Origin of the sequence: Herbidospora galbida, assembly GCF_005233835.1 — a bacterium.
Classification (GTDB): Bacteria; Actinomycetota; Actinomycetes; order Streptosporangiales; family Streptosporangiaceae; genus Herbidospora; species Herbidospora galbida.
This window is the reverse complement of sequence record NZ_SZQA01000001.1, coordinates 112,259-132,240: the sequence shown is the minus strand read 5'-3', so window position 1 is coordinate 132,240 and position 19,982 is coordinate 112,259. Positions and strand designations below refer to the sequence as shown.

Annotated in this window: 18 protein-coding genes, 1 tRNA gene and 1 pseudogene; 14 read left to right on the top strand and 6 right to left on the bottom strand. The window is 69.4% G+C overall.

The window, feature by feature from the left end; genetic code table 11:
• Window positions 1-9 precede the first annotated feature (9 nt).
• A complete protein-coding gene (locus FDA94_RS00720) occupies window positions 10-549 on the top strand; it encodes a hypothetical protein (RefSeq protein ID WP_137245053.1) in 540 nt (179 codons plus the stop codon).
• Between the two features lie 5 nt (window positions 550-554).
• Here the strand turns inward: FDA94_RS00720 and FDA94_RS00715 are convergent, their stop codons facing one another.
• On the bottom strand, window positions 555-1,943 hold the full coding sequence (locus FDA94_RS00715; RefSeq protein ID WP_137245052.1) for an LVIVD repeat-containing protein: 1,389 nt from the start codon (window positions 1,941-1,943) through the stop codon (window positions 555-557).
• A 223-nt stretch (window positions 1,944-2,166) separates the two neighbouring features.
• Between FDA94_RS00715 and FDA94_RS00710 the strand changes: the two genes are divergently transcribed.
• The 4 genes and pseudogenes from FDA94_RS00710 to FDA94_RS00695 all read left to right on the top strand — a co-directional run bounded on the left by FDA94_RS00710 (window position 2,167) and on the right by FDA94_RS00695 (window position 6,577).
• Window positions 2,167-3,594 carry a DHA2 family efflux MFS transporter permease subunit gene (locus tag FDA94_RS00710; protein ID WP_137245051.1) on the top strand — a complete coding sequence of 476 codons (1,428 nt, stop codon included), beginning with the start codon at window positions 2,167-2,169 and terminating at the stop codon, window positions 3,592-3,594.
• A 16-nt stretch (window positions 3,595-3,610) separates the two neighbouring features.
• On the top strand, window positions 3,611-3,958 hold the full coding sequence (locus FDA94_RS00705) for a VOC family protein (protein ID WP_062436766.1): 348 nt from the start codon (window positions 3,611-3,613) through the stop codon (window positions 3,956-3,958).
• Window positions 3,855-4,220: pseudogene (locus FDA94_RS41450) on the top strand (ArsR/SmtB family transcription factor); the annotation flags it as partial. The gene FDA94_RS00705 and the pseudogene FDA94_RS41450, both read left to right, overlap by 104 nt.
• Window positions 4,221-4,333: 113 nt before the next feature.
• Window positions 4,334-6,577 (top strand): ATP-dependent Clp protease ATP-binding subunit, encoded by a 2,244-nt coding sequence (locus FDA94_RS00695; RefSeq protein ID WP_137245050.1) that lies wholly within the window; start codon window positions 4,334-4,336, stop codon window positions 6,575-6,577.
• On the opposite strand, the gene FDA94_RS00690 is transcribed toward FDA94_RS00695, so the two are convergent.
• Entirely contained in the window at window positions 6,564-7,154 is a 591-nt protein-coding gene (locus tag FDA94_RS00690) for a carboxymuconolactone decarboxylase family protein (RefSeq protein WP_137245049.1), read from the bottom strand. The two genes, FDA94_RS00695 and FDA94_RS00690, sit on opposite strands and share 14 nt — an antisense overlap.
• A gap of 79 nt (window positions 7,155-7,233) precedes the next feature.
• Between FDA94_RS00690 and FDA94_RS00685 the strand changes: the two genes are divergently transcribed.
• The 4 genes from FDA94_RS00685 to selA all read left to right on the top strand — a co-directional run bounded on the left by FDA94_RS00685 (window position 7,234) and on the right by selA (window position 11,163).
• Window positions 7,234-7,893 (top strand): winged helix-turn-helix transcriptional regulator, encoded by a 660-nt coding sequence (locus FDA94_RS00685; protein WP_137245048.1) that lies wholly within the window; start codon window positions 7,234-7,236, stop codon window positions 7,891-7,893.
• Between the two features lie 164 nt (window positions 7,894-8,057).
• Window positions 8,058-8,609 carry a carboxymuconolactone decarboxylase family protein gene (locus tag FDA94_RS00680; RefSeq protein ID WP_062436760.1) on the top strand — a complete coding sequence of 184 codons (552 nt, stop codon included), beginning with the start codon at window positions 8,058-8,060 and terminating at the stop codon, window positions 8,607-8,609.
• An 84-nt stretch (window positions 8,610-8,693) separates the two neighbouring features.
• A complete protein-coding gene (gene selD, locus FDA94_RS00675; protein ID WP_137245047.1) occupies window positions 8,694-9,755 on the top strand; it encodes a selenide, water dikinase SelD in 1,062 nt (353 codons plus the stop codon).
• 10 nt (window positions 9,756-9,765) lie between these two features.
• Window positions 9,766-11,163 carry an L-seryl-tRNA(Sec) selenium transferase gene (selA, locus tag FDA94_RS00670; RefSeq protein WP_246059431.1) on the top strand — a complete coding sequence of 466 codons (1,398 nt, stop codon included), beginning with the start codon at window positions 9,766-9,768 and terminating at the stop codon, window positions 11,161-11,163.
• A gap of 328 nt (window positions 11,164-11,491) precedes the next feature.
• Here selA and sigJ read toward each other — a convergent pair whose 3' ends face one another.
• From sigJ to FDA94_RS38915, 4 genes are all read right to left on the bottom strand, one after another.
• A complete protein-coding gene (gene sigJ / locus FDA94_RS00665; RefSeq protein ID WP_170990751.1) occupies window positions 11,492-12,427 on the bottom strand; it encodes an RNA polymerase sigma factor SigJ in 936 nt (311 codons plus the stop codon).
• Between the two features lie 58 nt (window positions 12,428-12,485).
• Window positions 12,486-13,259 (bottom strand): SDR family oxidoreductase, encoded by a 774-nt coding sequence (locus tag FDA94_RS00660; RefSeq protein WP_212735085.1) that lies wholly within the window; start codon window positions 13,257-13,259, stop codon window positions 12,486-12,488.
• A 53-nt stretch (window positions 13,260-13,312) separates the two neighbouring features.
• Window positions 13,313-15,070, bottom strand: coding sequence for a selenocysteine-specific translation elongation factor (gene selB / locus FDA94_RS00655; protein ID WP_137245045.1), 1,758 nt, complete (start codon window positions 15,068-15,070; stop codon window positions 13,313-13,315).
• 44 nt (window positions 15,071-15,114) lie between these two features.
• Window positions 15,115-15,208: transfer RNA gene (locus FDA94_RS38915), tRNA-OTHER, on the bottom strand.
• A 201-nt stretch (window positions 15,209-15,409) separates the two neighbouring features.
• Here FDA94_RS38915 and FDA94_RS00650 point away from each other — a divergent pair.
• The 5 genes from FDA94_RS00650 to FDA94_RS00630 are packed head-to-tail and all read left to right on the top strand — an operon-like array spanning window position 15,410 to window position 19,970.
• Window positions 15,410-15,853 (top strand): hypothetical protein, encoded by a 444-nt coding sequence (locus FDA94_RS00650; RefSeq protein ID WP_137245044.1) that lies wholly within the window; start codon window positions 15,410-15,412, stop codon window positions 15,851-15,853.
• A gap of 50 nt (window positions 15,854-15,903) precedes the next feature.
• Complete coding sequence (locus tag FDA94_RS00645; protein WP_062436747.1) at window positions 15,904-16,635, top strand: DUF6073 family protein; 732 nt, start codon at window positions 15,904-15,906, stop codon at window positions 16,633-16,635.
• Between the two features lie 21 nt (window positions 16,636-16,656).
• Window positions 16,657-17,364, top strand: coding sequence for a hypothetical protein (locus FDA94_RS00640; protein WP_137245043.1), 708 nt, complete (start codon window positions 16,657-16,659; stop codon window positions 17,362-17,364).
• Between the two features lie 35 nt (window positions 17,365-17,399).
• A complete protein-coding gene (locus FDA94_RS00635; RefSeq protein WP_170990716.1) occupies window positions 17,400-18,611 on the top strand; it encodes an ABC1 kinase family protein in 1,212 nt (403 codons plus the stop codon).
• Between the two features lie 45 nt (window positions 18,612-18,656).
• Window positions 18,657-19,970: an MFS transporter gene (locus FDA94_RS00630; RefSeq protein WP_170990715.1), complete on the top strand. Its 1,314-nt coding sequence runs from the start codon at window positions 18,657-18,659 to the stop codon at window positions 19,968-19,970.
• Window positions 19,971-19,982: the final 12 nt, after the last annotated feature.

Below are 19,982 nucleotides of genomic sequence, written 5' to 3'. Positions count from 1 at the left end.
AGGACCGCCATGCGCTCCTGGGCCATCAACAACCGCTACCACCACATCGCCCTGTGGATCTATCTCCTCATCGTCGTGGCGCACTGGGCCGAGCACATCTCCCAGGCGATCCAGATCTACGCTCTCGGCTGGCCGCTCCACGAGGCCCGCGGCGTGCTGGGCGTGCCGTTCCCGTGGCTGGTCCACTCCGAGTGGATGCACTACGGGTACGCGTTCCTCATGCTCGTCGGGCTGATCCTGCTGCGGCCGGGGTTCACCGGCCGGGCCAAGACCTGGTGGACCATCTCGCTTGCCATCCAGGCCTGGCACCACTTCGAGCACCTGCTGCTGCTCATCCAGGCGCTTTCCGGGTCGTACATCGCCGGCAAGGCGGTGCCGACCAGCCTGATCCAGCTGCTCATCCCGCGCGTCGAGCTGCACCTGTTCTACAACACCATCGTTTTCGTTCCGATGGTGGTGGCCATGGTGCTGCACATGCGGCCGCGGCCGGAGGAACGGGCGGCGATGGACTGTAAGTGCGCCGCCCGCTCCCTCGTCACGACCCGCTGAGTGGTTCATGCCTTCCTGGCGTACTGGGTCTGCGCGTTGAGCTCCTTGAGCTTCACGTCCTTGGCCGACCGCAGGCCGGGGTCGGTCAGATCCAGTACGTCCAGGCCCTTCTGGGTGTCGGTGGCGTAGACGTAGCCGTTGTAGTAGTAGGCCGACCACGCGCCGCCCAGCATGAGCTGCTTGTCCGACAACGGCGGCCGGTCGAAGTAGGCGATCTCCTTCGGCCGGCGCGGGTCGGTGAACTCCCAGACCGACACGCCGCCCTGGTACCAGGCCTGGACCATCACGTCGCGCCCGGCCACCGGCACCAGGGAGCCGTAGTGGGCCACGCAGTTCTCCGTCGGTCCCTGCTCGCGGGGGATCTTGTAGTAGCTCTGCTTGACCAGCCTGCGCTTCTCGATCGTGTAGACGGCGTTGGCGCCCCTCTCCGCGCCGACCATCTTGTTGCAGGTGGGGGCCATGCCGCCGCCGAGTTCGTCGGTGAAGACGACCTTGTCGCCCTTGTCGTTGAACAGCGCGGAGTGCCAGAAGGCGAAGTTCTCCACGTCGCGTTCGGTGTCGATCACCCGGGGCTTGAGCCGGTCGGAGATGTCGATCAGGATGCCGTCGCCCATGCAGGCCCCGGCCATCAGGTCTTTGGCCGGGTAGGCGGCCAGGTCGTGGCAGCCGCTGGTGGGGAACCAGGTGGCGCCTTCGTCGGCCGGGTTGCCGCCGCCGGGGAAGAGCACCGGCTGGGCGGCGATCTTCGCCTTCTCGGGCGACTTGACCGGGACCTTCACGATCGCGATGCCGTTGTGCGGGGGCTGGCAGGTGGGGTTGGTCGGGGCGGGGCCGTAGGAGGAGACGTACAGGAAGACCGAGTCCTTGTCCCTGCCTTCGCCGGGCACCAGCGTGTTGGTGTGCGAGCCGCAGGGGGTGCGCACCGCTCCGACGTAGCGCGGGTTCGACGTGTCCTCGATGTCGAAGATCTTGATGCCCTCCCACGCCTCCGGGTCGGTCGGCGAGGCGGGCGTGCTCTTGCAGGTGTTGTCGCCGCGCGGGTCGTCGGTCGACAGGAACAGCAGGTCACCGTGGACGGACAGGTCGTTCTGCGCGCCGGGGCACAGGACCTGGCTGACGAGCTTGGGGGCGGTGGGGGTGCGGATGTCGTATACGACGAAGCCCTCGAAGTTGCCGGCGATCGCATGATCGCCGGTGAAGACGAGGTCGGTCATCGGGGCCATCGGCGCGGCGAACGGGCCGGGCTTGGGGATGTTGGCCACCTGCTTGACATTCGGACTGCTGAGCACCGCGTCGGGCGCGGGGGACGGCGCGGCGGCGCCGGGTGTGCTGCCGAAGGTGAGGGCGAGGACGGCCAGCGCGCCGCCCACGCGTAAGGGGGTTCTCCGGTTCATGACTTCCAGTGGAGTACTTTATAAATATATAGTCAATATCGTTCGATGAGAGATTCCATGGAAGCCGGACCCGTCGCTTCGGGGCCATCCGCCCATCTTCGAGTGACAGTTGACGCTTTCGGAAGCAGCTACTAACGTTTAAAACCATACAGTGATCTTCCGCCGGGCCTGGAGCGCGCGAGGCGCTGCCCGGTCCTTCCCCCCCTGTCTGGTTGGAGTGACCATGACCGACGTCTCCTCGCAGTTCCCCAAGGATCGCCAACGATGGACGCTCATCCTGGCCTCGTTCGCGTCCTTCATGGTCGGCCTCGACGTCCTCGTCGTGACCACCGCTCTGCCGACGTTGCACGAGGAGCTCGGCGCCGGCGTCGCCGGGCTCGGCTGGACCGTCAACGCCTATGAGCTGGGCTTCGCGGCGTTCATCCTGACCGGCGCCGCGCTCGGTGACCGGTTCGGACGGCGCAACCTGTTCGTCGCCGGTATCGCGATCTTCACGCTGGCCTCGGCCGTCTGCGCGCTCAGCGGCACCATCGAGACCCTGATCGCGGCCCGCGCCGCCCAGGGCATCGGCGGCGGCATCGCCATCGCGCTGGCGCTGGCGGTCATCACCGACGCCACCCCGCCGCAGGAGCGCGGCGCCGCCTTCGGCATCTGGGGCGCCATCTCCGGCGTCGCGGTCGCCGCCGGGCCGCTGGTCGGCGGCCTGGTCATCCAGGGCTTCGCCTGGCAGTGGATCTTCTGGCTGAACGTCCCCGTCGGCATCGCCCTGATCCTGCTCAGCATGGTGCGCATCGCCGACACCCGGGGCGCCGTGCGCGGCATCGACGTCGTCGGACTGATCCTGTCGACGCTCGGCGTGTTCGGCATCGCGCAGTCGCTGATCCGGGGCGGTGACGTCGGCTGGACCGAACCGACCATCCTCATCGGGTTCATCGGCGGCTTCGTCGCGCTGGCCCTGTTCGTCTACTGGCAGACCCGGACGCCCAGCCCGATGATGCCGATCGGCATGTTCGCCAATCTCAGCTTCACCGGCGGCTGCATCGCGGGCTTCGTGCTGGCCGCGGCCCTGTACGGCAATGGCTTCTTGTTCGCCCAGTACCTGCAGCTCGCCGAGGGCAACTCGCCGCTCGGCGTGGGCCTGCGCATGCTTCCGTGGGTCGGCCTGGCCATCTTCATCTCCCCGATCGCCGGGAAGCTGGCCGACAAGATGGGCGAGCGCCCGCTGGTCATCATCGGCCTGCTGCTGCACGCCGTCGGTTTCGGTGCGATCGCCTTCATGGCCGACGCGGGCACCGGCTACGGCCCGATGATCTTCCCGCTACTGCTGGCCGGGATCGGCGTCTCCATCGCCTTCCCGACCGTCGCCTCCGCCGTGATGCGCTCGGTACACCCCATGGAGGCGGGCATCGCGGCCGGTGTCAGCAACACCGTGCGCCAGGTCGGCGCGGTCTTCGGCGTCGCCGCCGCGGCGGCGACCTTCACCGCGACCGGCGGCTACGGCAGCGCCGAGAGCTTCATCGACGGGTTCACTCCGGCCACGATCGTGCTCACCGTCATCACCCTGGTCGGGGTGCTGGCCGCTTTCATCATCAAACGGCCCGAGTTCGACATGGCGCCGTCTCCCGAGCCTTCCCCCATCCGCGAAAACTAACGAGAAGGGACACATCATGGGTAACCCCATCGCCTGGTTCGACCTCACCTCCAAGAACGCGGGCGTCTCCCGCAGCTTCTACTCCGAGGTCTTCGGCTGGAAGATCGACGTCGACCCTGACATGGGCTACGGCATGGTCGACACCGGCTCCTCCGAGGGCATCCCCGGCGGCATCGGCGAGAACCCCGAGGCCGCCCCCGCCCTGGTCGTCTACCTCGTCGTCGACGACGCCGAGGAGACCCTCAAGCAGATCGAGGCCAATGGCGGGCAGCGCGACGTGCCGCCCTACGAGATCCCGGGCATCGGCACCATGGCCACGTTCAAGGACCCCGACGGGATCACCGTCGGGCTCTGGCAGCGCTGAGCCCGACATGAGCGCCGGTGAGATGGGCGAACAGCCTCCGGAGGAGGAGCTCGACGTGGTCCTGCGGGCCATCGCCGACCCGACCCGCCGGGCGATCCTGCATCTCATCGCGTCCACGGAACTTCCGGCCGGGCGGATCGCGGAGCACTTCGCGGTCACCCGGTCGGCGGTCTCCCAGCACCTGAAGGTCCTGCGCGAGGCCGGCCTCGTGGTCGAACGCCGCCAGGGCACCCGACGCCTCTACAGGGCCAGCCAGAGCACCCTGGCCAAGCTGCGCGCCTTCCTCGAGGACATCTGGTGGGCGGGCTTCGCCCGGGCCCGGGTCGAGGCGGAACAGGATCCAAAAAAAAATGACTCCATGACGGGGTGGCGACGATGGTGGACCGGCTCAGCGCACGTGCGCGCAAGGCGGTCGTCCTGGCACAGGAAGAGGCCAGGATGTTCAACCGCAACACCATCGGCACCGAACATCTGCTGCTCGGCCTGGTCCAGGCCGGAGGGATCGCCGGGGCGGTGTTCCACGAGATGCGGGTCGAACTCGACCTCGTCCACGAGCAGATCGAGATCGTGGTCGGTCCTGGGCCCGTGTTCACGCCGGGACCGATCCCGCTCGGGGAGCCCGCGGCCCGGCTGATGGCCCGCGCGGCCGAGGAGGCCCGCCGCCTCGGCGAGGACACCGTCGACACCGAGCACATGCTGCTCGGCATGCTCGCCGACGAAGACGACCCCGCCGTCGCCGTGCTGCACGGCCTGTCCGTCGACCCGGTCCGGGTCCGCGAACGCGTCTACGAACTGCTCGACCAGGTTCCCGAACCGATCCGCGCCGTCACCGGCCCGGTGCGCTCGGTCGACCTGCTGCTGTCGCGGTTCGGCCGCAGTCTCACAGACGCCGCCCGCTCCGGCGACCTCGATCCCGTCATCGGCCGGGACCACGAACTCGACCGGCTGGTGCAGGTGCTGCTGCGGCGGACCAAGAACAGCCCCCTGCTGATCGGCGAGCCGGGCGTGGGCAAGACCGTCCTGGTCGAGGCGCTCGCCCAGCGGGTGGTCGCCGGCACGGTGCCGGAGGAACTGCGCGGCAAACGCCTGTACGCGCTGGACCTCGGCTCAATGATCGCCGGCGCCCGGGAACGCGGCGTCTTCGAGGAACGCCTGCGCACGATCCTGGCCGAGGCCCGCACCGACGGCGAGGTCATCCTGTTCGTCGACGAGATCCACGCCCTGGTCGGCGCGGGCGACCGGGCCGGGGCGCTGGACGCCGCCGCGATCGTCAAGCCGCTGCTGGCCCGCGGCGAACTGCGCGTCATCGGGGCCACCACCCCGGAGGAGTACCGCAGGTACTTCGCCGGCGACGTCACCATGGACCGCCGCTTCCAGCCGATCACCCTGGAGGCGCCCAGCGTCGCCGCCACGATCGACATCCTCAAGGGGCTGCGGCCCCACTACGAAGCCCATCACCACGTCGTCGTCACCGACGCCGCGCTGGTGGCCGCAGCCCGCATGACCGACCGCTACGTCACCGGCCGAGCACTGCCCGACAAGGCCATCGACGCCATCGACGAGGCCGGCGCGCTGGCCCGAGTACGCTCCCTGGCGGGCGGCCACGCCCCCGACAAAGTCGACGAGGATCTGGTCGCCGAGGTGCTGGCCGCCATGACCGGCATCCCGCTCGAACGGCTGACCACAGAGGACCTGCTCCGGCTGCGCAACCTCGAAAACGAACTGCGCGCCCGCGTCGTCGGCCAGGACAGCGCCATCGCCTCACTCGGCGCGGCCATCCGGCGCTCGCGCGCGGGAGTCGCCGACCCCGACCGCCCGATCGGCTCCTTCCTGTTCGCCGGCCCCTCAGGCGTGGGCAAGAGCGAGCTGGCCAGAGCCCTGGCGAGCGTCCTGTTCGGCGCCGACGACGCCCTCATCCAGGTCGACATGAGCGAGTACGCCGAACCCCACTCTGTCTCCCGCCTCATCGGCGCCCCGCCCGGCTACGCCGGGTTCGAGGACGGCGGGCAGCTCACCAAGCAGGTCAGGCGCAAGCCGTTCAGCGTGGTGCTGTTCGACGAGATAGAAAAGGCGCACCCCGACGTGCTCGACGTACTGCTCCAGCTCGTCGAAGAAGGGCGGCTGACCTCGGGCGACGGGCGTACCGTGACCTTCACCAGCGCGGTGGTCATCCTCACCACCAACCTGGGGGCGCGAGAGGCGGCCCGGCAGACCTCAGGGTTCGTGAGCGAGCGGATGACCGAGACCCTCGTCCACAACGAACTGCGGCGGTATCTGCGGCCCGAGTTCCTCAACCGGCTCGACGACGTCGTCGTCTTCGCCCGGCTCGGCCATGCCGAACTGCTGCGCATCGTCGACATGGCCGTCGAGGACCTGGCCCAGCGCCTTTTTGAAAGCGCGGGTGTACGGCTTCAGGTGACCGCCCCCGCCAAGGAGTTCCTCGCCAAGCTCGGGAACGACCCGGCCATGGGCGCGCGGCCCCTGCGCGGAACCGTCCAGCGTGAACTTGACGACACCCTGTCGGCCCAGGTGCTGAGCGGGCGGCTCACCGCCGGGCGGACGGTCCTGTTCGGAGTGAGCGACGGGGAGCACCCGTCGCTCTCCTTCACCGTCCTGTAGCCGGTTCGAACTCGGCGAGCTGCCCCAGGGAAACCAGGCCGGCTGCGCTCACCATGCGGGTCACCCAGTTGAACTGGCAGGCCGTCCAGAGCGCCTCCAGGATCTGCGCGTCGCTCCAGCCGCAGGCGCGCGCCTTGGCGAAGTCGGCTTCGGTGACGCGGTGGGACTCATCCGTGATGCGCTTGGCCAGCCGCAGCAGCTCGCGCACCGGTTCGGGCAGATCCATCTGCTCCACCTCCGCCACCGACAGGCTCGCCTTCAGCGCGGCGTCGGCGCCCAGCAGGTCGAGGAAGAGCGTATGCGCGTCGACGCAGTAGTGGCAGGAGACCTCCCGGGCCACGAACGCCGCGATGAGCTCCTTGACGTCGCGGGACAGCTCTCCCTCGTCGAAGACCGACCGGTAGCCGTCCCAGAACACCTTGAGAAATCGTGAGCGAGTGCTGACGAGCTTGAAGACGTCGGGCACCAGCCCGAGCCCGAAGTGATCGCGGATCTCGCCGTAGAGTTCGGCGACATCGCCGGTGGCGGCGGCCTCGGTAACGATCGGGACGTTGACGCCGGGAGAGCCGGGGGTCATGCGCGCTCCTCAGGGTTGCCGGGACAACTTACATATTCTATGTATAATTAAAGTAACCAGGCGAAGCAAGGAGGCTGCCATGGGTCACGTCCGGCGTAACTACGGCCAGTACTGCGGGCTGGCGGCGGCCCTCGACGTCATCGGAGAGCGCTGGACGCTGCTCATCGTCCGGGAACTGCTGCTGGGCCCGCGCCGCTACGGCGAGCTGCTGGAGGAACTGCCCGGCATCGGCACCAACCTGCTCGCCGAGCGCCTCAAGGTGCTTCACGAACTGGGGGTCGTCACCCGCCCGCAGACCCGCGACCAGGGCTACGCGCTGACCGACCTCGGCCGGGAGCTGCGCGAACCGGTGCTCTCGATGGCCCGCTGGGGCCTCCACTTCATCGACGCGCCGGCGGACGACGTCGAGGTCCGCGCCCACTGGGGCTTCCTCGCGGTACAGGCGATGATCGACCCCGACCGGGCCACCGACATCGACGAGTCCTACGAGTTCCGCGTCGACGACGTGGTCTTCCACATCGCCGTCACCGACGGCAAGCCGGTCGCGCTCGACGGCCCGGCCGAAGGGGACCCCGCCGTGGTGGCCCGCACCGACGCGCGCACCTTCGTCGAAATAGGCGCCAAGCGGCTGACCCCGTTCGAGGCGCTGGCCTCCGGAAGGCTGCAGCTGGTCGGCGACACCGACGCCATCGTGCGCTCCAGCGTCCTGCTCGGGCTGATGGCGTCGCCGATCGGATGAGCTTGACATCCATGTAGCGGTCATCGGGAGATCCGATCTCAAGGATCAAGTAGCTCATATTGACTATATAAACTTAAAGTCCTCTACTGGGAAGAGTCGGGTCCAAACCTGACGCTCGTCCGGCGGCTCCGCGGGCGTACTCGCCATTTCCAGAGGAGAGATCAATGCCGCACATCGCCATGTCCCCCGAGCTTGCCCCCGGCACGCCCGGTCTGTTCCAGTACCGTCCGGAGACGGGGCGCCCCCTCGGCGAGCTCGCCGAGACGCTGCTGCGCAGCCCCCACTCGCTGGGGCGTGGGGACCGCGAGCTCATCGCGACCTACGTGTCGGTGCTCAACCACTGCAAGTTCTGCAGCTCCACCCATTCCGAGGTCAGCGCCGCCCAGATCGACGGCGGCAGGGCCCTGGTCGACAAGGTCCTCGACGACGTCGACAGCGCCCCGATCTCGCCCAAGCTCCGCGCCCTGATCAAGATCGCCGGAGCGACCGTCGAAGGCGGCCACGCCGTCACCGCCGAGCTGGTCGACGCGGCCCGGCAGGCCGGCGCCACCGACACCGAGATCCACGACTCGGTGCTCATCTCGGCGGCGTTCTGCATGTTCAACCGCTACTGCGACGGGCTGGCGGCCATCGTCCCCGACGACCCGCGAGCCTACGCCGGCATGGCCCAGATGATCATCAACGACGGCTACCGGATGTGCGCCACCGGCCACTGACGGCCCCCAGGTGGTGGTCCCGGCGGCCCCCAGCCGCCGGGACCGGCCGCCCCGCTCCGCCGACGCACGTCCGGGAAGGGCCCCATGAGGGAAAACACCACCGTCCGACTGACCACGTTGTCACCCGGCGCCGGATGCGCCTGCAAACTGCCGCAGGCGTCACTCGAAACGCTCATGACCAGCCTCAACGGGTTCGGCGCCCAAGCCGCCGACGACCTGCTGGTGGGCCTGCCCGAAGGCGACGACGCAGCGGTGCTGCGCCTGGGCGACGGCCAGGCACTCATCTTGACCACCGACTTCTTCACCCCCGTCCTCGACGACCCCTACGACTGGGGCCGCGTCGCCGCGGCCAACGCCCTGTCCGACGTGTACGCCATGGGCGGCCGCCCCGTCGCCGCGCTCAACCTGGCCGCCTGGCCGGGCGACGGCCTGCCGCTCGACCTACTGGCCGACGTCATGCGCGGCGCCGCCACCAAAGCCGCCGAGGGCGGCTGCGCCGTGGTCGGCGGCCACACCATCGCCGACCCCGTCCCGAAATACGGCATGGCCGTCATCGGCCTGGCCGACCCCGACCACCTGATGACGATCGACAAGGTGCGCCCCGGCGACCTGCTCGTGCTGACCAAACCACTGGGCACCGGCGTCATCGTCACCGCCCTCAAACAGGACGCCGCCGACCCCGCCACCCTCGCCGAGGCCGTCGCCTCGATGACGACGCTCAACGCGAACGCCGCCCGCGCCGCAGTGGCCGCCGGAGTGCTCGCAGCCACCGACGTGACCGGTTTCGGGCTGCTTGGGCACCTGCGGCGCATGCTCAGCGCCAGCGGCCTGGCCGCGACAGTCGACGCCGACCGCGTGCCCCTGCTGCCCGACGCGCGTGAGCTGGCGGCCAAGGGTTTCGTGCCCGGCGGGACCAAGGCGAACATGAGCTTCCTGGCCGACTGGGTGGACGTCGCGGTGTCGGTCGACGAGGAGGTCGCGATCCTGCTGCACGACGCGCAGACGTCGGGCGGCCTGCTGCTCGCTGTGCCGCCGTCGGCGGCCGGCCTGGTCGACCGCCTGCGTGAACACGACCGGTCCACGGCCGTCATCGGCCAGGCGGTCGCGGGACGGCCCGGTCACATCTCCGTCCACGCGGGCGCTTGAGGGGATCACGATGATCATGGATTCCGGCCCGGCCGCACCTGTTGAAGTGCCACGAGCTACTCCTCCCGCCGATCCCCGCCGCGCGCTGCCGAAGACCGACGCCGTCCTCTCTCTGCCCCTGATGGGCGAGCTGGCAGCCACATGGGGCCGCCCGCTGGTGACCGAGAAGGTCCGCCGGGTGCTCGACGAGGCCCGCTGTGCGGTGGGCGGAGGCGGGACCGTGCCGTCCCCCGACGAGATCGCCGGCAAGGTGGCCGACGCGCTGGCCACGTTGGACGCGGGCCGGGTCAGGTCCGTCATCAACGCCACCGGCGTCGTCCTGCACACCAACCTCGGCCGGGCCCCCTTGTCGGAGGCGGCCCGGGCCGCCGTCAACGCCGCCGCCGGATACTCCACGGTCGAGTTCGACCTGGCCACCGGCGGCCGAGGCAAACGCGGCGCCACCGTGAACACCCTGCTGCGCGAGCTGAGCGGCGCTCCCGGCGCCCTGGCGGTCAACAACGCCGCCGCGGCGCTCTTCCTGGCGCTCGGCGCCTTCGCCCGCGACCGGGAGGTCATCGTCTCGCGCGGCGAACTGGTGGAGATCGGCGGCGAGTTCCGCATCCCGTCCATCATGGAGGCCGCCGGAGCGCGGCTCGTCGAGGTCGGCTCGACCAACCGCACCCACCTGGCCGACTACGTCAACGCCATCACCGACCGCACCGCGATGATCCTCGTGGTGCACCCGTCGAACTACCGCATCGAGGGCTTCACGGCCGCGCCGCCGCTGGCCGCCCTGGTCGCCGCCGCACGCGAGGCGGGCCTCCCGCTCCTGCACGATTTGGGATCGGGCCTGCTCACCGGCGATTTGGGCGACGAGCCGACGCTGCGGGAGAGCATGGCGGCGGGAGCCGACCTGACCGTCTTCTCCGGCGACAAGCTGTTCGGCGGCCCCCAGGCCGGAATCGTCGTCGGCGACGAGACGATGGTGCAGCGGCTGTCCCGGCATCCGATCGCCCGTGCCGTGCGCATCGACAAACTCACCCTGGCCGCTCTGGAAGCCACGTTGTTGTCCCATCTGGGCGGACGTCGCGGCGAGCTGCCCGTATGGCGCATGCTCGACGCGCCGATCGAGGAGCTCACCCGCCGGGCCGACCGGCTGGCGCGCTCGATCGGGCGGCGGGCCCGGGTCCGGGACGGCGCGGGCATGGTGGGCGGCGGCAGCCTGCCCGTCGAGCGGCTTCCGTCGGTGCTGGTCGAGCTCAGCTGCGGGCCGTCGGGCGAGTCGGCCGTCATGGGGGCGCTGCGCGCCGGAGAGACGCCGGTGATCGTGCGGGCCGAACGGGGGCGGGTACTGGTCGACCTGCGTACCGTGGCGCCCGAGGAGGACGACGTTCTGGAGAAGGCGCTACTGGCGGCGCTGCCGTAACCGAACGGGTCTGATGGAGATTCGATTCATGTCGCGCCCGTCCCCCTACCTTCCCGAGCTTCGTGAACGTGCGGTGCGCCTGGTCCCGGAAGTCCGGCCGACCTACCCCACCGAGTGAACCGTGATGAAAGCCATCGCGGCGGGGCTGGGCGTCAGTGCGTCGCCTTCGGGGTCGATATGTGCTCGCGCGCGATCGAACCGATCAAACCATCCTGGAAAGGCTCGCCGATGGCGCAGTCATCAGCGCTCGCACACCGCGATCTGCCGCATCCCGCCTGCCGAGCATGAAGCCCTCTATTACGCTCAGCTCCACTTATCCCAAAGCGGTTCAGAGTGACCAATTCGTCAGCTTTATTGGATTCAGCATCAGCCATACATTCGTGACGCCTTCATCGCTGACGTCAAAGGTAAGAATTCCGTATCGAAGCCCCTCATTTCGAAGAATGTATCCGAGACCGTCAGCCGTGTCGCGTCGCTCAAGACGGAGGGCGGGCTGCTTGCGCATCACTCCCATGAACCACCGGGCCACATGATCCGATCCACGGATGACCCGGGGTGCGGCGTTGACGAAGCCGCCGCCGTCTACTCGTAGTTCGACGTCCGGAGCCAACACGCGGAGCAGGTCCTCGATGTCCCCTCTGGCGGTCGCGCCACGGAATGCCCGCACGACCTCATCGTGCTGGCGAGGAGAAACCCGTGCGCGTCTTCCTCGTCGGACGTGGCGGCGTGCGGACGTCGCCAGTTGCCTCGTCGCCGCTGCCGAACGACCTACGACGCCGGCGATCTCGTCGAACGGGACGCCGAACACATCGTGCAGGACGAACGTCACGCGCTCTGCCGGGGTCATGGCTTCGAGGACCGTCAGCAATGCCATGCTGACGGCATCGTCGAGGGTGACACGTTCGAGTGGATCGGCAGCGAGATCACTGGAGTTCAGCGGCGTGATGGCCGTGCCGGCGAAGAGATCGGCGGGAACCGGCTCCGGCAGCCACTGTCCGACGTACGTCTCCCGCCGCGCCCGCGCGGAACCCAGCAGGTCGAGTGAGATGCGGCTCGCTACTCGAATCAGCCATGCTGCCGGCGTGGCGATTTCGTCGCGTTCCCTGGGCTCAAGGCGGTACCACCTCACATATGTCTCTTGAACGACGTCCTCGGCGTCGGCCAAGGTGCCCATCATGCGAAAGGCCAACGACAGCAGACGATGCCGCTCCGCCATGACCGAATCGAGAGCCGGTGATTTTTCGGCAGGAAGATCTTCCGGCATGGAGCCCTTTCCCATTGGAGCGCGGCACGCACCTTGCCGCCTTTCTCCACTATCGCATTCAGGCGGTGGGGATCCCCGTAATCGGGTACCGCACGGTGCCCGTCCGGAACGCGCCGCGCGGAACCATGGCGTCGAGGGGCTCCTGCCCGTCCACGGTCACCACCTCACGATCGTCTCCGCGATCGGCCAGGGTGGCGCGGAAGAGGTCGTCGTGGAAGAACCGGTCGGGTCCGGCGATCTCGACCGCACTTCCCGGCTCCAGCGTCGTGACGGCCTCGGCGAGCAGTTCGACGACTTCCTCCAGCTCGACCGGCTGGATGAACGACCTCGGAGCGAGAACCTTTCCGTCCACGGTGTGCTGGTCGATGAGGACCGGAATGTAGCTCTGGAACTGGGTGGCCCGAATGATGGTGGCGGGGATCGACGCGGATCGCACGGCCTTCTCCTGCGCCACCTTGCCGAGGTAATACCCGATCTCAGATGCGTCCCCTTCCCCGACGCCGACGATGGAGAGCACGACGTGGTGACGCACACCTGCCCGCTCGCCCTCCGCGGTCAGGTTGTCGATCGCTCCCTCGAAGAACGAGATCGCCCCCTCCGCGTCGAAGCGGGGGGTGTTGAGGACGTTCACGATGGTGTCGGCTCCGACGAGAGCCTCGGCGAGCCCCTTGCCCGAGATCACGTCGACCCCGTCCTCAAGTCCTCCCGAGACCACCTCGATGCCCTTGGCCTCCAGGTTGTCAGCAAGGCGGGACCCGACACGGCCGTGCCCACCAGCGATGAAAACCTTCATTTCCGCACTCCGTTCCGGGCCGCCGGTCGCTGCCCTCACCAACAGGACGACGCAGGCCGGAAAAGTGTGAGGCGGCGAGTCCGAGAAAACGATCAGTTGGGGCGCATCCGCCGGCTCGTGTTGTCGACCCGCATCGTGTGACCCCGCTCGTCCAGATACTCCAGCAAGGGGATCACCACACGACGGCTGGTGCCCAGGGCGCTGCGGGCCTCGCTCGCGGTGAACGGCTGCGGCAGGTCGCCGAGGATCTCCACCGCTCGCGGCTCGGCCGTCAGGGGGAGTACGACGCCTTCGGCCAGCCGCAGGACGGCCCCGACCTTGTGCGCGGCGATGGCGGCCCGTGAGTCGAGCCCGAGCTGGGCGAGCCGGCCCGCCTCCGGCGCCTGGAACGGCGTCGACTCCAGCTCCCGCTCCAGACGACGCACGGCGGCGGCGATCGCCTCGGGGAGCTTGGGCCGGTCGGCGGGCCGGTGGATCCGCCCTCCCTCGACCCGCAGCGGCGGCCGGACCAGCGCCTCCACGAGCCGCCGGTCGGGGAGGCCGAGCAGTTGCCGGGCCACCTCGACGGGAAGAGTCGGAGCGAGGGGGTTGGCCAGGGCGTGGTCCTTGGCGAGGGCGCTGAGGCGCTGAGACTGGCTGACCCGCCAACCGAGGTCCACCCGCCAGTCGCCGTCGGCCGTCCGGCCGACCGGGGGGAGACCCATGAGACCGAAGTCGGCCACCTTCAGATAGTGGTGGCGGGCCAGCAGGTGGTGGGCGGTCGGCGGGTCGGGCCACTCGGCCAGTTCGTCGGCCGCCCGGGCCGCCGCGCCCCGGCCGTGGAAAGGCGGCGGCCGGACATCGAGCACGGTCAAGCCGGTCACCCGGCGCGAGCCCGGGTCGCGGAGGATCACCCGGTCGCCGACGTGCATCGGCAACGGATGCTCGAGGGTGAGCCGGGCGGTCGTCTCGCCCAGGCGGCGGATCCGGACGCTCACCGACGCCGAGCCGACGTGCAGCAACGACTCGCGGGGGAGCAGGTCAGAGGTCCCGGCCCGCAGCCGCACGTCGAGGGTGTCGGTGTCGCTCCACCGGCCGGGGGTGATCAGGGCCATCCCGCGCCGGCACTCGTCCAGGTCGACGCCTTTGAGGTTGAGGGCGACCCGGGCCACGCCGGTCACCGTCTCGACCTTGCGCTTGAGCGACTCCATGCCGCGGATCTTCACGATCCGTCCTGACGGGCTGAGCTGGAGTTCGTCTCCGGCGTTCACGGTCCCGGCGGGCAGGGTGCCGGTGACGACGGTGCCCATGCCCTTGATGGTGAACGCGCGGTCGATCCACAACCGGACCGGCGCCGCGTCGTCGGGGGCGGGCAGCGAGGCCACCAACTCGTCGAGGGCGGTCACCAGGTCGTCGATGCCCTCGCCGGTGATGCTGCTGACGGCCACGGCCGGCACGTCGGCCAGGGAGGATTCGGCCAGTTCCAGCCGGGCCTCCTCGATGGCCAGGTCGGCGTCGCCGCGGTCTGACCGGGTGACGACCAGCAGTCCGTGGTGTACGCCGAGCGCGTCGATGACGGCCAGGTGCTCGGCCGACTGGGGCATCCACCCCTCGTCGGCGGCGACGACGATGAGTACGGCGGGCACCGGCCCGATCCCGGCCATCATGTTGGTCACGAACCGCTCGTGGCCGGGAACGTCGACGAAGGCGAGCGAGCGTCCCGAGGGCATGGTGCGCCAGGCGAACCCCAGGTCGATCGTCAGGCCCCGCCGGCGTTCCTCGGCCCAGCGGTCGGGCTCCATTCCGGTGAGGGCGCGGACGAGGGTCGACTTGCCGTGGTCGACGTGACCGGCGGTCGCCACTACGTGCATGCGCGCCACTCCTCACCCTGAAGAATCCCGCGGTGGTGCGAAAAGCGGAGGCGAACGGGAATCGAACCCGCCGGCGACGCCGAACGCCGCCCCATCGGTTTTGTAGACCGGGAGGGCCACCAGGCACCCAACGCCTCCATGAAGTAACTAACGATATTGGAGCGCGTGCCGTCAACCGCGCCATCAAAGGTTTCCGCTGGTAGGCGCGCTGAACAGGCTATTCAAAGGGTGGTTTGTTCTTTGGAACGCTCGGACATATCCGACGCTTGACTATATGAATTTAAAGTAATCAACTGAGGATCGACGTTCAGACCTACCGAGCCCTGGTTGGGAGACGACATGACCATCGCTGACAGTCCGCTGCCGACGACATCGCCGGACGTCGGTCCTCTGCTCAAGCAGTACCGCGAGGTGTTCGTCCCCGCCGCGGTGGACTACCTCGAGCGGCGCATCAGCGCCAACGAGCTCCGCGAACGCTGGAAGCCGCACTACTACGGGACCTTCCACCAGTACGACGTGACGGTGGAGCGGGCCTGGCGGGAGCAGAGCGGATCGACGGGACTGCTGGAGTCCGGCGGCCCGCCCGCCGACCCCCGGCACGAGACGCCGCTGGCCCACTTCCCGGTGAGCGTCGCTTACAACAACCTCGATCGGCTGATCGAGGTGCTCGCGGTCGAGCTTGGCGACCAGACGGTCGACAAGACCCGCCTCCGCGAGCGGACCGTGGACTTCGCGCACGTCATCGATTCGCTCGACGCCCTGATGGCCTCTCTCGACAACTGACGAGGGCGGCGCAGGGCACTCATCATCGCTCTCACTCGAAAGGTTGAACTGTGAGCGAACCACAGGGAATCCTCAGACAACTCCTGGAGAGGGGTGTCGCGGCGGACATCGACCCCGCGACCCTCTCTCCGGCGGAGGTCGTCCGGGGCCACGACTCCGCGTGGGGAGGGCCGGGGAACCTCTACCCCATCCGCCCTTACACGCTGACGCCGTCGGCTCTGGAGACGTTCATCGTCCGCGAGCGCATCCACGTGCGCATCGACGGTCTCGGTGAGGACATCGTCGACCTCCACGGCATGGCGATCTACCGTCGCCACGACCCGCACGCCGCCGGCGAGCTGAACTGGGCCAGCGCCACGATCACGGCCCAGTTCCTGTCGCTTCAGGTGACGGGGCACAGCGAGCTCTTCGGCCAGGTCAAGGTCTCGAACACGCCTGGCAAGTCGGAAGGGGCGCGGGTCAAGCCGAGTCCGACCCCGGACGATGGGACACCGATGCCCATCAAGGACTGTATCACCATGATCTATCCTCGGTTCGAGGTAGAGCAGCTCGGCACGACCGTCGACACGGGCGACCAGGTGGTCCGTCTGGAGTCGCGGGTCGCGATGGTCCCCCCGATCGGGGACGTGTCGCGAACGAACAAGCACTACGCGCTGTACGACAGCGAAGGCCGTCAGGTCGGTGAGCTCCTGGCCGCCGACATCGAGATCGGGAACCTCCTGCACCACGTCCCGATCGCCAGCGCGGTGATCCCCGCCGAGCTGGCACGACTGCTGGCGTAGGCACCCCTAGCGATGGATGACGTGCGTGTTGCCGGGCCGGCTCGGGCGAATTTCCGCGCGGGCCGGCTCGCGTCCTATGCCTTCGGTGTCGAGGCCGCCATCGGCAACAACCCGATGCGGTACCTGTTCGCGCGCCGCTTCTCCGCCTCCCCGGAACGCGCGGTGACCGCGATCTTCGTGATCAAACCCGATGTGCTGTTCGGCACCTACGTCTGGATGGAGGAGGAGCGTGACGCCGGCGAGTGCCGGATCAGCACCTACCTGCCGACCATGCGCAGGCCCATCCAAGTCGTCGACCGGCTGGCGTTCGACTGCCTGCCCCTCACCGACATCGGCTACGTCGACCTGATGGCGTGGCCGCATCCCGTGCTTCAGCTCTCCGGCGCCGGAGAGCCGGGCACGGGCACCCGCGTCTACCGAGGCCCGGCCCGACTGGACGCCCTGGTGGTGCGGGAGTGCTCCGTGCCCGGCACCGGCGTGGTCGTCGACCGGGTCGTGGAGCAGCGCGGGGAGCCGATCCGCCGGTGGGAGGCCCTGGAGCTGGGCGGGCAGGCTGAGGACTGGCTGCCCCGCCGTGTCCGGGTGTCGCGGCTCGACAGCGGCCACTGGACCGATTTCACGCGGAGTGGCCCGGCCGTGCCGCTGGCCTGCGAGGACTTCGACGACAGCCCCGAAACACTGCGTGAGGCGGTCGAGAACGCCCTGGCCGGGGCGGAGGCGCGGCGATGACGGTCGCCATCCGCCTCGTCCAGGTGGGCTTCCACGTGCTGATCGGGCTGGCCCTGGTCGCCTGGCGACGGCCGGCCAGGGCCGCCGAGGTCGCCCGGCTGCTCGAACGGCTCGGCGGCGCCTTTCTCAAGGCGGGCCAACTGCTGGCCACCCGGGTCGACGTCGTGGGGGAGACCTTGGCGGCCGAACTGGGCCGCCTGCACGACAGCGTGGCGCCGATGCCGTCGAGGCACGCCCTGCTCGCCGCCCGGCAGGCCTTCGCGGACCCGCCGCCGGAGATGCTCGCGGCCCTGGCCCGGCCGCCCATCGCCAGCGGGTCGATCGCGTGCGTCTACCGGATGACGTGGCAGGGCCGTGACCTCGCGGTCAAGGTCAGGCGGCCGGACGTGATCCGCCGCTTCGCCGCCGACACCGCGATCGTCTCGGGCTTCGCCCGGCTCGCCGCGCGTGTTCCCCGCCTGGCCAGGCTGCCGATGACCGACATCGTCGGCCAGTTGGGTGAGGCGCTGCGCGGCCAGCTCGACTTCGCGCAGGAGACGCGCTACCTCCATCGGCTGCGCGCCGACCTCGCGGACGTGGACGGCGTGGTCGTCCCCGAGCCCGTCGACGAACTGACCGCCGGCGGCGTCATCACGATGACGTTCGCCGAAGGGCTGACCAAGGAGCCCGGCGACCCCGAATCGACGGAACGCGGCGTGACGACGCTGGTTCGCACGGTTTATCACATGCTGTTCGTGCGCGGATTCATTCACGTCGACCTGCATCAGGGAAACGCCTACATCCGTCCCGGCGGCGAGGTCGTCATCCTCGACGCCGGATTCATGTTCCCGCTCAGTGAAATGGCGCGGACCAGCTTCACGCGATTCTTCGGCGGCATGATCAAAGGTGATGGCGAGTTCTGCGCGCGCATTCTGCTGGCCAGCGCGCGCGGCGTGGCCGAGGGCGCCGACGTGGCCGGGTTCCAGCGCGAGGTCGCCGACCTGGTGAATCGCAGTTCCGGGGCGGTCGCGCAGGACTTCGAGCTGGGGCCGTTCGCGGTCCGGCTCTTCGACCTGCAGCGCGGCCACGCCGTTTTCGCCGAACCCGAATTCGTGTTCCCGCTGCTGTGCCTGCTGGCCCTGGAAGGAACGGTACGGCGGCTTCATCCGCTGATGGATTTCCAGATCGAGGCGGCTCCCTACGTAATGCAAGGCCTCCTTACGGGGGCCTTGACAGCGCCGGGAGCCCCAGAGAATATGACTATATAATTCTAAAGTATTCAAAGAATGTTTTGAATGCTTCCGGGAGTGCGCATGTTCAGTGCGGTCGCCGTTCTCTGTCTCTCCGCCTTCGTCGTGATGATCGACTCCACCGTCGTCCAGGTGATGGTCCCCGCTCTGACCGTCTCCTTCGGCGCCGGGCTCGACGACGTGCTGTGGGTCTTCAACGGGTTCGTCATCGCCTACGCCGCCCTCCTCATCACCGCCGGGCGACTCGGCGGGGTGCACGGTCCGCGCCGCCTGCTGGTCGCGGGCCTGGTCGTGTTCGCCCTGGCGTCTCTGGCCGGCGGGCTGGCGACGGCGCTGCCGCAGCTGGTCGCCGCCCGGGTGGCGCAGGGCGTCGGCGGGGCGATGATCGTGCCACAGACGCTCACCCTGATCGCTGCCGTCTTCCCTGCGGAAAGACGTGGCACCGCGCTCGGCCTGGTCAGCGCCACGATGGCCCTGGCAGCCGTGCTCGGGCCTGTCGGCGGCGGCTTGATCGTCACGACCTGGGGCTGGCGGTGGGTCTTCCTGATCAACGTGCCTCTCTGCCTGGCCGCCGTGGTGCTGGCCCTGCGCCGGCTGCCACCGGGTGCCACGGCCTCCGGGGGTGAGCTGGACTGGGGTGGCGTCGTCCTCATCGGCACCGGACTGGCTGTCGCGTCCTACGCGCTGCTCACCCCCGAGCGGCTGCTGTGGCTCGTGCCCGCCGCCGTGCTCGTCGCCGTCTTCGCGCTGCGGCAACGGGGTCACCGGGCGCCGCTGATGCCGCCCCAGGTGTTCCGCGACCGCGCTTTCCTGGTCGCCGGATGGGTGGGCGCCGCCCAGTTCGGCGTGCTCGCGGGCCTGATGCTCCTGGTCTCCGTACGCGTCCAGGGAGAGCTCGGCGGCGACGCGATCGACACCGGGCTGGCGCTGCTGCCCATGGCGGTGGCGGCGGGGTTCGCCTCTCCGGTCGCCGGGTGGCTCAGCGACCGGATCGGCGGCGGGCCGATCATGGCCGCCGGAATGCTCGCGCTCGGCGCCGGGGCGATCGGGTTCGCGCTGTCCACGTGGGGTCCGGCCGTGGCGGCGCTGGCGGTGGCCGGTCTGGGCGTGGGGCTGGTCATGGCTCCGGCCAGCACCGAGGCCATCCGGCGGCTGGCCCCCGACCTGGTGCCCGCCGCATCAGGGGTGCTCAACACCGCCCGTCAGGCGGCCTCCCTGCTCGGCGTCGCCGTGATCGGCGGCATCGCCCAGCAGGGGCCCGGCGCCCTCACCACCGCGGCCACGGCGCTGACCGCGGTGGCCGTCCTGTCCGGCCTCACCGCTCTGTTCCTGCTGTCCCGGCACGTCAGCGACGACGCGCTCACGAACCGTCCATGACCCCGGGTGGCG

Excerpts from the sequence above, each read along its gene's own strand:
- FDA94_RS00685 (WP_137245048.1), top strand. The coding sequence starts at position 7,234 with ATGGGTCACGTCCGGCGTAACTACGGCCAGTACTGCGGGCTGGCGGCG.
- FDA94_RS00690 (WP_137245049.1), bottom strand. The coding sequence starts at position 7,154 with ATGACCCCCGGCTCTCCCGGCGTCAACGTCCCGATCGTTACCGAGGCC.
- selD (WP_137245047.1), top strand. The coding sequence starts at position 8,694 with ATGAGGGAAAACACCACCGTCCGACTGACCACGTTGTCACCCGGCGCC.
- sigJ (WP_170990751.1), bottom strand. The coding sequence starts at position 12,427 with ATGCCGGAAGATCTTCCTGCCGAAAAATCACCGGCTCTCGATTCGGTC.
- FDA94_RS00715 (WP_137245052.1), bottom strand. The coding sequence starts at position 1,943 with ATGAACCGGAGAACCCCCTTACGCGTGGGCGGCGCGCTGGCCGTCCTC.
- selA (WP_246059431.1), top strand. The coding sequence starts at position 9,766 with ATGATCATGGATTCCGGCCCGGCCGCACCTGTTGAAGTGCCACGAGCT.
- FDA94_RS00720 (WP_137245053.1), top strand. The coding sequence starts at position 10 with ATGCGCTCCTGGGCCATCAACAACCGCTACCACCACATCGCCCTGTGG.
- FDA94_RS00705 (WP_062436766.1), top strand. The coding sequence starts at position 3,611 with ATGGGTAACCCCATCGCCTGGTTCGACCTCACCTCCAAGAACGCGGGC.
- FDA94_RS00710 (WP_137245051.1), top strand. The coding sequence starts at position 2,167 with ATGACCGACGTCTCCTCGCAGTTCCCCAAGGATCGCCAACGATGGACG.
- FDA94_RS00695 (WP_137245050.1), top strand. The coding sequence starts at position 4,334 with ATGGTGGACCGGCTCAGCGCACGTGCGCGCAAGGCGGTCGTCCTGGCA.
- selB (WP_137245045.1), bottom strand. The coding sequence starts at position 15,070 with ATGCACGTAGTGGCGACCGCCGGTCACGTCGACCACGGCAAGTCGACC.
- FDA94_RS00680 (WP_062436760.1), top strand. The coding sequence starts at position 8,058 with ATGCCGCACATCGCCATGTCCCCCGAGCTTGCCCCCGGCACGCCCGGT.
- FDA94_RS00650 (WP_137245044.1), top strand. The coding sequence starts at position 15,410 with ATGACCATCGCTGACAGTCCGCTGCCGACGACATCGCCGGACGTCGGT.
- FDA94_RS00630 (WP_170990715.1), top strand. The coding sequence starts at position 18,657 with ATGTTCAGTGCGGTCGCCGTTCTCTGTCTCTCCGCCTTCGTCGTGATG.